The organism is Streptomyces sp. NPDC002206 (assembly GCF_053593595.1).
In genome coordinates, this window is the sequence record NZ_JBSFCW010000004.1 from 38,266 (window position 1) to 50,002 (window position 11,737).

The following is an 11,737-nucleotide window of genomic DNA, read 5'->3' on the forward strand; positions in this document are numbered from 1 at the left end:
CTCCGAGGGACGACGGCCGCCCTCACCTCGGCGAGGACGCGCCGTCAGATCTGTCGAGCAGAACGGTGGCCGGGGGAACGGTCCGTCCTCGGAGGGCCACGTACGCCGGGGAGCGCCACGCGGAAGCGGTCGGCTGCGAAGGAGGAGGCGTCCGGGGTCTGTTGCAGAGCGGGAAGCGGTACCTGGATGCCGAGCGACCCCGGCAACAGGGCGCCGCCGGGGCCGGGCGGCGGGAGCTGGTGCTGAATGCGGATGTGGTCGGTGGCGACCCAGGGGCGGGGAACGGCCGGGAGGTCTGTGCGGTCGTGGCCGGTCGCCGTGGCCGTGCGGGTCCGCCGGATGTCGTGCGGGAGGCCGGGGCAGGCGGTCCGGTCGGTGCGCTGGGCGGGCAGTGTCGGGGCGGTGGGCGTGTACGCGGCGGCGGATGCAGGACCGGACAGGGAGCGTGGCGGGGTTACGCCTCCGGCGGCCGCGACGGCTGCGGACGCGCCGCCGACGACGGTGAGCACGACGAGGAGGAGCACGACCAGGGCCTGACGGGCCGCCGTCGCACGCCCTCGGCCCGCCGTACGGCGGGCCGGCCTGTTCGGTCGCCGTCTCGGGGGTGTGTACCCCGGGGGCGGCCCCGGGAAGGTGGTCACCTCACCGGGCCGGGCCGGGCAGGGCCGGTGCCGCGCCGGGGTGCCGGAGCGCGGAGCCGAGGATCAGTCCCGCGCCGCGGACCACCGTGGTGGCCGGGTCGTCGGCGAGCCGCACCGGAACCCCGAGGCGGACCGCGATCCGGTTGGTGATGTCGGGGCGCAGCGCACCGCCTCCGGCGAGCAACGGCCCCTTGCGCAGGGCTCCGAGGACCGCGCCGTGCCGGTCCTGCCGCCACATCTCCATGATCATGTCCAGTGCGGTGCGGACGACTGCGGTGGGCGGCTCGGCGGGTCCGAGGTCACTGAGCCCGGTCTCGGCCTGGCGGGCGTCACGGACCATTCCGTCGACCAGGAGGGTGACTTCGGTCAGCTCGGCGCCGATGTCGACGACGAGCAGCGGGCCACCGTCCTGCGGTCCGGCGTATGCGGCGGCGGCTCTGGCGCTGTCCAGCACGATGATGCGCGTCGGCCCGAGTGCGGCGAGCAGCTCCCGCACCTCGGCCCGGTGTTCGGGCCCGGCGAGGACCGGGTGGCTGAGAACGATCAGGGTCTCGCTCCGGTCGGCGCCCAGAGCCGTGTCGGCGATGCGGCTGAGCATCCGGCCGCAGGACTCGGGGTCGACGATGCGCCCGCGCCGGACCGGACGGCCGTGACCGGACCCGCCCTCGGGATCGCCGGTGGACTCGGCGTCGGTGACGATGCCGAGCCCGGGGATCCAGGCGCGGGTGCGGGAACTGCCGAGGTCGAGGGCGAGTCCGCGGGTGACACCGCGGTATCCGTTGCGGATGGACCGGCCGTGTCGCCGTCCGTCGTGCGGAGAATGCATCGTCCCTCATCCCCCGGCTTGCCGCAGCAGCCGTTCACACACACGTCGACCCGCTGATAGCGAGGCACGACCGAGCCCTCACTATGCAATAAGAAGGCAAAGAAAGCCACTCTTAGGTAAAATCCAAGGGATCGGCGCGCCCGTCCGTCCACCCGCGCGGACGAGCGCCCGAGTGTTCCGCCCCTCACACCTCCGACGGCAGGAACTCGGCGATCAGCTCGGCGAACTCGTCCGGTGCGGCGATCCGTACACCGAGATCCTCCGCCTTGGTGCGCTTGGACCCGGCCTTCTCCCCGGCGACCAGCAGCGTGGTGCGCTTGGAGACGCTGGACGAGGACTTCCCGCCGGCCCGCTCGATCAGCTCGTTCATCTGGTTCCGCGAGAGCTTCTCCAGGGCCCCGGTCATGGCTCCGGTGACCACGACCGTCATCCCGTCCAGCGGCCGTTCGGCTGCCGCCTCGCCGTCCGCGGGGGCAACGGCCCCGTCCGCGTTCTCCTCGCCGGCCTCCGGCGGCGGCGTCGCACCGGGCTCGACCATGTTGACCCGGGCGGCGACCAGCTTCTCGATCAGCGGGGCGAGCTCCACCAGCTCCGCGACGACGGCCGCGGCCTTCTCCTTGCCGATGCCGTCCACCTGCTGGAGCGCATCGGCATCGGCGGCCCGGATCCGGTCCATGGTCGCGAAGTAGCGGGCGATCCGTCGCGACATGGAGCGCCCGGTGCCCCGCACCCCCAGTGCGCAGAAGACCCGGGAGAGCGGCCGGCTGCGCGCCGTCTCGATGGCGGCCAGCAGATTGTCGGTGCTGGTCTCGCCCATCCGCTCCAGGCCGAGCAGCTGCTCGCGTTCGAGTGTGAAGAGATCGGCGAAGTCGGCGACCAGGCCGGCATCGACGAGCTGGACGACGCGGGTCGCCCCGAGCCCTTCGATGTCGAGCTGGTCGCGTCCCGCCGCGTACGAGATGGAGGCGACCAGTCGGCAGTCCCGGCCCCGGACACAGCGCCAGCGCTGCTCACCGGTGTCGATCTCGGAGCCGCACTGCGGGCAGGCCTCCGGGAAGACGATCGGCTTCTCGTCGCCGGTCCGCAGATGGGCGACGGGTGCTTCGATGCGCGGGATGATGTCGCCCGCCTTGTAGACCATCACCCGGTCGCCCAGGCGGAGATCACGGCGGGTGATGTCGGCCGGGTTGTGCAGCGTGGCGTAGCTGACGGTCGATCCGTCGATCTCGACCGGCTCCAGCACGGCGCGCGGCGCGATGATGCCGGTCCTGCCGACGTTCCACTCGACAGCGAGGAGCCGGGTGACCTTCTCGACGGCCGGGAGCTTGTACGCGATGGCCCAGCGCGGCGCCCGGGTCCCCGAACCGGCCTCGCGCTGGTCGGCCGCGAGATCCGCCTTGATCACGATGCCGTCGATGCCGAACGGCAACGAGGCGCGCAGCGCGGCGACTTCCTCGACCCGGGACTGCACCTCCTCGACGGTGGTGACGGTGCGCGGCGCCACGTCCGTGCCCGCCGCGGTGTGCACGCCGAGTCCGGCGACGTACTCCAGCACCTCGCTGTGCGGGAGTTCGGCCAGGGTGCCGGTCAGCTCGCCGGACTCCGGCAGCGGCAGGGCACCGTACGCGAAGAACGTCATCTCGACCGTGTAGGGGCGGTCCTTGGCGCGGAGGGTTCCCGCCGCGCCGTTCCTCGGGTTGGCGAAGGGGGCGCCGCCGTGCTCGGTGCGCACGGTGTTGGCCTTTTCGAACTGCTCGTTCGTCATCAGGATCTCGCCGCGCATCTCGATCGTCACCGCCTCACGGAGCTGTTCCGGAAGCCCGACGACGGTGCCGATCGCATGCGACACGTCCTCTCCCGCGGTGCCGTCGCCCCGGGTGATCAGGCGCTCCAGCCGGCCCGACCGGTAGCGGGCGGCGACCGCGAGTCCGTCGAGCTTCGGCTCCACGGACCAGGCGGCCACCGGTCTGCCGATCCGGCGCTCCAGGGACGCCGTCCAGGTGACGAACTGCTCGGCGGAGAACACATTGTCCAGGGAGAGCATCGGCACCGTGTGCGGCACGTCCCCACCCGCGGCGCCGCCGGCGACCTTGCCGGTCGGCGAGGCAGCCAGCACGTCCTGTGGATGCACCTCCTCGTACGCGGCGATCCCGCGCACCAGCCGGTCGTACGCGTCGTCGTCGAGCGTGCTCTCGCCCGTGGCGTAGTACGCGGCGGCGGCCGCCGAGGCTTCTTCGACCGCAGCGGCGTAGGCGGCGGCATCGGCGAGCACAACAGCTGAGTTCGTCATGGCCTCCATCCTGCCGCCCACCACTGACAACGCCCCTCAGCCGGCCGCCTGCACGGTCCCGTCCCCCTCGCCGGCGTCATCCGCGCCATTGGGCGTCAGCGGTACCTGCGGCCCGGAGCACTCCCGCAGCCAGCGCCGCAGCACCCCGTGCACCTGCTCGGCCCCCACCGGTTCGGCGTCCGACTCCGCCGATGCGTGGGAGGCCACCGGATCCGACATGGAGCGGGGCCACAGCAGGAACGGTCGCGACTGCCGGCCGCCGAGTCCGCCGTGCGAGCCGATCTGTTCCTCGAAGGCGTGCACACAGCCCGTGTCCGGGTCGTACATCGAGTTGACCATCACATCGGCGACGTGCGGGAAGGTGTCGGTGCGCCGCACCGCGGCCGCCGCGCCCGGGCCGAACGGGGCCAGCGGGCCTTCCCCGTCCTTCAGTTCCGACAGAGGTATCTCGGCGCCGCCGCGCCCCAGCACGACCGATCCGTGCCGCTCGCTACGGACCAGCAGGAAGCCGATGCCCGGGTGGTTGGCGAGGGTGCGGAGCAGCGCGGGGTGGCGGCGGTCGAGCTGTTCGCGGGTCGCGCGTCCGTCGATGTCCGGGAAGGAGATCAGGCCGAGGTTGCCGGAGGCCAGCACAATCGGGTCCGACGGGGGTCCGGCGTGCTCCGCCGCGCTCTCGTCGACGGGGCGGTGCAGGGCGATGCGTACCGCGTCACGCGCCTCCGAGGCACTCCTCGTATGCTGCGCCCGGCGCGGCACGGGCAGCCCGCAGCCCGCCCGCACCAGGTCCTTGAGCGTCAGCCCGTATGCCCCCGCAAAGGTCTCCCCCGGGCTCTGTCCGTGGTCGGAGAGCAGCACGATCCGGTAGGTGCGCGGGGTGTGTTCGGCGACCTTGACGATCAGGGCGAGCGAACGGTCCAGCCGTGCCAGGACCTTCTCCGCGTCCCGGCTGTGCGGCCCGGAGTGGTGCGCCACCTCGTCGTACGCGACCAGGTCGGCGTAGACGGCGGTGCGCCCGGCGAACATGTCGCCGATGACCGCGGCGACCACCACATCGCGTTCGACGACGGTCGCGAAGGCGCGGATGAAGGGGTAGAGCCCGCCGCGCTTGATCCGGGGCGTGTCCTTCCGGAGCCTTGCCCGGGTCGACTGGACGATCTCCCGGACGACCTCGGCGACGAACGACAGCGCGGTTCGGACGGCGTTGGCCGGGTCGGAGAAGTAGGCGAAGTAACCGGCCCGTGAGCGACGGCCCTTGCCGCGCCTTGCGGCCATCGACAGCACGAGGGCGAGCTGGTCGGCGCCGCCGCTGAAGAGATTGCCGCGGCTGGCTCCGTCGAGGGTCAGCAGCCCGCCGTCATGGGTGCGAACGATGGCGCGCCGCTGCAGTTCGAGGGCGCTCGCCGGTCTGCTGGAGACCATGACGTCGCCGGTCTCCTTCTCGTACCAGCGGAAGGCGGGGATGTCGTAGTTGCTGCCGTGCAGAATGCCCAGCTGGCTGGCGCCGGTCTGGCTGGACCAGTCGGTCCGCCACGGGGTGAGCCGGTGGCTCGACCGGTCGCCGAGCCAGTGCGCGACGGTGGGCATCAGCCCATCGGCGGCGGCCTGCGCGAGGACATCGTGACCGACGCCGTCGAGCTGGATGAAGACCGTTCCGGGCGGTCCGCTGCGGCCGCTGTCCGCGCCCCGGCCCGTGCCGGTGCGACGGCGGCGCCGGTCGGCGAGGCGCGAGAGTCTGCGGCGGTAGGCGTTGTCGTCGCGGACGGCGAGCGCGGTGGATGTCGCGGAGGCCACGGCGGACATCACGGCGGCGACGACGACCGCGGTCTCGGGGTCGGCGGCGCCGCTCCCGTCCGGGGTGAGCCGCAGGGCGACCAGCAGCAGCGAGCCGTTGAGGAAGAAGACCAGCATCCCCAGGACGAGGGCGGGCACGATGAGCAGGGCCCGTACGAGAGCCGGCCAGACCAGCGCGGAGAGCAGACCGAACGCGCCCGCGCCCCAGGCCGCCGTGAACGCGATCCTGGTGATGCTGTCACCGTTGTCCGACTGGAGCTGGAAGTCCGGCAGAATCGCGGCGAGCGCCAGCATCGTGAGGGTCGAGACGGCCCACACCACGATCACTCGCATGAGGGCGCTGCCGGCCGTTCGCCATCGCCCGTCACTCACGCCGTCCCACCTCACACGTCCGGGCCGCCTTGCTGCTGAGGGCCCGATCCCAGCCTTTCACAAAGGGCTCGTACGGCGCGGAGCTCCGGGCGGCGGTCAGCAGCCGTCGTAACCGGCGGTCGGCATGGAGAGCCTGCGGTGCACGCTCGCCTTCGTGCGGCTGCTGTACGACGGCTCGTCGAGACAGGCGAACTCCAGCCGTACGCCGCGCCGCTCGCACTCCGCGGTGAACTGCGGCACCGACGTCAGTGCCCGGGCGAGGACTCGGTCGTTGGGGGCCACGAACAGTTCGATGTCGCCGCCCTCGACATCCGCCCACAAGGCGTGGTGGTCGGGGCGCAGGCCGTAGAAACGCAGCTCTCGCGTGACGACATAGCCCTTGTCCGCGGCCCACCGGGCGCACATGGCCTGCTGGCTGCGGGTGTCCACGAGGAACGGGTCGCTGTCGAGCTCCTCGAGCGGTGTGAGACTGGCGATCGCCGCCACCCGTACGTCCCGTACGTCCCCCATGGGCGTTCCCCCCGTGCTAGGCGTACCGGCGACCCTACCTCTCCGACACTCGTACAAAAAGGCGCATGTCAGGACGGGAGGCGTACGGGCGGGAGCGCGCCGCCGCCCCCGCGCCGGGGCGGAACCCGGAGCGGGGGCGGCGGAAGGAGCGGGTGTCAGAGCGACGTCATGACGTGCTTGATGCGCGTGTAGTCCTCGAAGCCGTACGCGGAGAGGTCCTTGCCGTAGCCGGACTTCTTGAATCCGCCGTGCGGCATCTCGGCGACGAGCGCCATGTGCGTGTTGATCCACACACAGCCGAAGTCGAGGTTCTTGGACATCCGCATCGCCCGGGAGTGGTCCTTGGTCCACACCGAGGAGGCGAGGGCGTAGTCGACGCCGTTGGCGTACGCGACCGCCTGGGCCTCGTCGGTGAACGACTGGACGGTCATGACGGGGCCGAAGACCTCGTTCTGGATGATCTCGTCGTCCTGGCGCAGGCCGGAGACGACCGTCGGGGCGTAGAAGTAGCCCTTGTCGCCGACCCGGTGGCCGCCCGCCTCGACCCTGGCGTGCTCCGGGAGCCGGTCGATGAAGCCGCTGACCTGGGCGAGCTGACCTGCGTTGTTGAGCGGGCCGTACAGCACGTCCTCGTCGTCCGGCTGCCCCGTCTTCGTCTCGGCGGCGGCCTTGGCGAGCGCGGTGACGAACTCGTCATGGATCGACTCGTGGACGAGTACGCGGGTCGCGGCCGTACAGTCCTGGCCGGCGTTGAAGAAGCCGCCGACGATCAGGTCCTCGACCGCCTTCTCCAGGTCCGCGTCCTCGAAGACGACGGCCGGGGCCTTGCCGCCGAGCTCCAGGTGGACCCGCTTGACGTCCTTGGCCGCGCTCTGCGCGACCTGGATGCCGGCCCGGACGGAACCGGTGATGGAGGCCATCGCCGGGGTCGGGTGCTCGACCATCAGCCGGCCGGTCTCACGGTCGCCGCAGATGACGTTGAAGATGCCGCGAGGCAGCTCCAGCGCCTCCAGCACGCCGCCGATGATCTCGGCGATCAGCACGGTGGAGGCCGGGGTGGTGTCCGAGGGCTTGAGGACCACGGCGTTGCCTGCGGCGAGCGCGGGTGCGAACTTCCAGACCGCCATCAGCAGCGGGTAGTTCCACGGCGCGACCTGTGCGCAGACGCCGACCGGCTCGCGGCGGATGATCGAGGTCATCCCCTCCATGTACTCGCCGGCCGAGCGGCCTTCGAGCATCCGCGCCGCACCCGCGAAGAAGCGGACCTGGTCGATGGCCGGGGCCAGTTCTTCGCTGCGGGTGAGGTGGAGCGGCTTGCCGGTGTCCCGGCTCTCCGCCGCCACCAGTTCGTCGGCCCGCGCCTCCATCGCGTCGGCGATCTTCAGCAGGGCCAGCTGTCGTACGGAGGGGGTGGTGTCGCGCCATACGGGGAACGCGGCAGCGGCGGCCGCCATCGCCGCGTCGACGTCCGCGGCACCGGAGAGCGGGGAGGTGGCATAGACATCGCCGGTGCTGGGGTCCACGACATCGAGCGTGCGGCCGTCCGAGGCGTCGGCGAAGGCGCCGTCGATGTAATTGCGGAACGTGGTGCTCATGGAACCGGTCTCTCTCGTGGTCGGTCGGCGTTCGCGGGTACGCCCCCGGTCGGGCAGCCGCACCCGCGAACGCCTCGTCAGGCGGTGGTGCGGGCGGACAGGTGCTCGTGAACGGCGGGCCAGCTGCCGTCCTCGGCGCGGGCGAAGACGATCGTCTCCCGCTCGTGGACGGTCTCCTCACCGGCCCGGGTGGCGATCCTGGTCTCGACGTCGTGGCTGAATACGGCGGTGGAGCCGAGGTGCTGGATCAGCTGTCCGGTGGAGGTGCAGCCCAGGATCCGGAAGTCGTCCTCGGCCACCCACTGCTGCCACAGCGCGCGGTACTCGGCCGTGGAGGCGAGCCGCTGCGGCGTGGAGTGGAAGACGAAGGTGGCGTCCGGGGCGAAGGAACCGAAGTAGTCGTCGAGGCGCCCCTCGGCGAAGGCGGCGACGAGCGCATCGGCGGCGGCCCGGATCTCCTGGACGGGGGTGCTCTCGGACGTGGTCATGGGTGGCTCCTGGTTACGGGCGGGGCGGGCGCTCAGTGAGCGGCGGCGGGTTCGGCGGCGAGGGGCTCCTCCGGGTCGCCGGTGATCGGCGGGACCTCGGTGTCCGACGCCCGGACGAGCCGGGGTCCGTCCGGCCCGTACACCCCGCGCGGCTCCGGGAACACGGTGAGCAGGGCGAGGTAGAGCACGGCTGCCAGGGCGAGGCCGACCGGCAGGGAGATGTCCGCGCCGTTCGCCAGGTTGCCGAGCGGTCCGACGAACTGACCGGGCAGGTTGGTGAAGAGGAGCGCCACGACGGCGGAGATGACCCAGGTGGACATTCCGCGCCAGTTCCACCCGTGGTTGAACCAGTAGCGTCCACCGATCTGGCGGCGGTTGAAGACCTGGAGGGCGTCCGCGTCGTACCAGCCGCGCCGGGTGAGGTAGCCGAGAGCCATGACGATCATCCACGGGGCCGTGCACGTGATGATCAGGGTGGCGAAGGTGGAGATGGACTGCGCGAGGTTGAGCGCGAACCGGCCGACGAAGATGAAGGCGATCGACAGGGCCCCGATGAAGAACGTCGACTGGACCCGGTTGAAGCGCGTGAACACGCTGGAGACGTCGAGCCCGGTGCCGTACAGCGCGGTCGTGCCGGTGGAGAGGCCGCCGATCAGGGCGATCAGGCAGAGCGGCAGGAAGTACCAGCCGGGCGAGATGGCGAGCAGTCCGCCGACGTAGTTGGGGGCGGCCGGGTCGACGTACTTCGCGGCCTTGGCGGCGATGATCGACGCGGTGGCCAGGCCGAAGAGGAACGGGAGCAGGGTGGCGATCTGGGCGAGGAACGCGGCGCCCATGACCCGGCGGCGCGGCGTAGCGGTCGGGATGTAGCGCGACCAGTCGCCGAGGAAGGCGCCGAACGAGACCGGGTTGGACAGGACGATCAGCGCGGAGCCGATGAAGGCCGGCCAGAAGAGCGGGTCGGCGGTCGAAGCGAAGGCTCCCGCGTACCCCGGGTCGAAGTCCCCGGCGAAGGCGAAGGCGCCGAGGACGAAGAGCGCCGAGGCGGCGACGACCGCGATCTTGTTGACCAGCAGCATGAACCGGAAGCCGTAGACACAGACGACGAGCACCAGTCCGGCGAAGATCGCGTAGGCGACGCCGTAGCTCACATCGGACTCGGGGAGACCGGCGAGCCGGTGGGCTCCGCCGACGAGTGCGTCACCGGAGGACCACACAGAGATCGAGAAGAACGCGACCGCGGTGAGCAGCGAGAGGAACGAGCCGACGATCCTGCCGTGCACGCCCAGGTGGGCGGAGGAGGAGACGGCGTTGTTGGTGCCGTTGGTCGGGCCGAAGAGCGCCATCGGGGCGAGCAGCAGGGCGCCGACGAGCAGCCCCAGCACGGTCGCCGCCAGGCCCTGCCAGAAGGAGAGCCCGAAGAGGATCGGGAACGCACCGAGCACACAGGTGGCGAAGGTGTTGGCGCCGCCGAAGGCGAGCCGGAAAAGGTCGAGGGGGCGGGCGGTGCGGTCCGCTTCGGGTATCCGCTCGACCCCGTTGGTCTCGACTTCGGTGATCGAGGAAGTCACGGACGCTCCACCTACTGTTCATGCACAGGGACTGGTCCCTCAGTCTGTGGTCCCGAACCGTGGGCGGCAATTGTGAAAGTCACAAAGGGATACGCTGTTATCTGTGGCCAGCAACAAACTCACTGTTGAGGATCTACTCTCCTACCCCGCTCTCCAGCTCACCGTGAAGGCGGGCAGCAGCGGTCTGGGCCGCTCGGTCTCCTGGGCGCACGCGAGCGAGCTGGACGATCCGACGCCCTGGCTCCTCGGCGCCGAGGTGATCATGACGACGGGCCTGGCGATCCCGCGTACCGCCGCCGGGCAGCGCGCCTATCTGGAGCGGCTCGACGACGCCGGGGTGTCCGCGCTGGCCCTCTCGGCGCAGCTGCACATGCCCCCATTGCACGACGCCTTCTTCCGGGCCGCCGAGGAGCGGGGCTTCCCGGTCCTCGAGGTGCCGCTCGCCGTCCCCTTCATCGCGGTGTCCCAGGAGGTCGCCGCATCGGTCCAGGAGGATGCCCGGCACCGGCTCGGCGCCCAGCTGCAGGTCTTCGGTTCGCTGCGCTGGCTGGTCGCCGAGGACCTCGACACGCCGACGCTGCTGCGCCGCCTCGAACGCCTCTCGGGTTACGACGTCTACCTCTGTACGCCGCAGGGGCGCCCCCTCCTGCCCGGCGTGCCCGTGCCCGATCCGGGCGTCCTGCCCGCCTCCGTCGATGCTCCGCCGACCGTGCCCGGCGGGTTCGTGCTGCCCGTTCCGGCGCCCGGCGGCCCGGCGGGGTTCCTCGTCGCCTACGAACGGGAGGGCGCCCAGCCGGCCGGGCTCGCCGTCGTCCAGCACATCGCCACGGTGGCCGCGCTGCGGGTGGCGATGGTACGCAACGAACGCGAGACGCTGCGCCGGGAGGGTGCGGAGACCCTCGCCGAGCTGCTGCAGGAGGTCCTCGACCCGGAAGCGGCCCGGCGCAGGCTCGCCCGGCACGCGATCGAGGGCGACACCGTGCTGATCGTGGTCCGGCGTACCACGGACGAGGCGCTGCTGCGGTGTCTCCAGGACCATCCGCATCTCCTGCTCACCCGGGGCGAGGACCGCTATGTGCTGGGTGCGCCGCAGCTGGCCGACCGGATCGGTGAACTGCCGGACGTGGCGGCGGGGATGAGCCGCCCGTTCCTGCCGGGTGCCGCGCTGCGGGTGGCGCAGCGCGAGGCGCTCTGGGCCGTCTCGAAGGCCGTCGAGTCGGGCCGCCCGGTGATCCGTTACGGGGACGACTCGATGGGCCGCTGGCTGCCCGCCGACCCGGCGGTGTTGACGGCGCTGGTCGAGCATGTCCTCGGCGCGGTCCTGCGTTACGACGAGGCGCACGACTCACAGCTGCTGGTCTCCGCCCGCACCTGGATGGAGCGCGACCGCCGCACGGATGCGGCGGCGGCCGCCCTCCACATCCACCCGAACACCCTCACGTACCGACTACGGCGGTTCGGCGCGCTGACCGACCGCGATCTGGCGTCGACGGGAGCACTGGCGGAGGTGTGGCTGGCGATCCAGGCGGCAGGCGCGCTGGGGCTCACGGACTGAGATCTCCCTGTCGCCGGGCCCAGTGGCGGCCGGACGCGCCCGGCCGCCTGCCCGGCTCCGGCATTACGCTCATGGCCAGGGCCGGACAGCGGGAACCA

Annotated in this window: 9 protein-coding genes; 1 reads left to right on the plus strand and 8 read right to left on the minus strand. The window is 71.7% G+C overall.

Annotated features, from left to right (window positions below; translation table 11 throughout):
• Window positions 1–44: 44 nt before the first annotated feature.
• From ACWCP8_RS10630 to ACWCP8_RS10665, 8 genes are all read right to left on the minus strand, one after another.
• Window positions 45–524, minus strand: coding sequence for a hypothetical protein (locus ACWCP8_RS10630; RefSeq protein ID WP_451115389.1), 480 nt, complete (start codon window positions 522–524; stop codon window positions 45–47).
• Window positions 525–642: 118 nt separating this feature from the next.
• Window positions 643–1,467: a rod shape-determining protein gene (locus tag ACWCP8_RS10635; protein WP_451115391.1), complete on the minus strand. Its 825-nt coding sequence runs from the start codon at window positions 1,465–1,467 to the stop codon at window positions 643–645.
• A gap of 184 nt (window positions 1,468–1,651) precedes the next feature.
• Entirely contained in the window at window positions 1,652–3,766 is a 2,115-nt protein-coding gene (gene ligA, locus ACWCP8_RS10640) for an NAD-dependent DNA ligase LigA (protein WP_451115393.1), read from the minus strand.
• Between the two features lie 27 nt (window positions 3,767–3,793).
• Window positions 3,794–5,920 (minus strand): alkaline phosphatase family protein, encoded by a 2,127-nt coding sequence (locus tag ACWCP8_RS10645; RefSeq protein WP_352267268.1) that lies wholly within the window; start codon window positions 5,918–5,920, stop codon window positions 3,794–3,796.
• A gap of 96 nt (window positions 5,921–6,016) precedes the next feature.
• Window positions 6,017–6,430 carry a recombinase family protein gene (locus ACWCP8_RS10650; RefSeq protein WP_352267269.1) on the minus strand — a complete coding sequence of 138 codons (414 nt, stop codon included), beginning with the start codon at window positions 6,428–6,430 and terminating at the stop codon, window positions 6,017–6,019.
• A gap of 155 nt (window positions 6,431–6,585) precedes the next feature.
• Window positions 6,586–8,025 (minus strand): gamma-aminobutyraldehyde dehydrogenase, encoded by a 1,440-nt coding sequence (locus ACWCP8_RS10655; protein ID WP_451115396.1) that lies wholly within the window; start codon window positions 8,023–8,025, stop codon window positions 6,586–6,588.
• 77 nt (window positions 8,026–8,102) lie between these two features.
• Window positions 8,103–8,513: a YybH family protein gene (locus ACWCP8_RS10660; protein WP_352267272.1), complete on the minus strand. Its 411-nt coding sequence runs from the start codon at window positions 8,511–8,513 to the stop codon at window positions 8,103–8,105.
• Window positions 8,514–8,545: 32 nt separating this feature from the next.
• A complete protein-coding gene (locus ACWCP8_RS10665; RefSeq protein WP_382832804.1) occupies window positions 8,546–10,084 on the minus strand; it encodes a purine-cytosine permease family protein in 1,539 nt (512 codons plus the stop codon).
• Window positions 10,085–10,187: 103 nt separating this feature from the next.
• Here ACWCP8_RS10665 and ACWCP8_RS10670 point away from each other — a divergent pair, with 103 nt between their 5' ends.
• The gene (locus ACWCP8_RS10670) at window positions 10,188–11,639 is read left to right on the plus strand and encodes a PucR family transcriptional regulator (protein WP_451115398.1); all 1,452 of its coding nucleotides are present in this window, start codon (window positions 10,188–10,190) and stop codon (window positions 11,637–11,639) included.
• The last annotated feature ends 98 nt before the right edge of the window (window positions 11,640–11,737 follow it).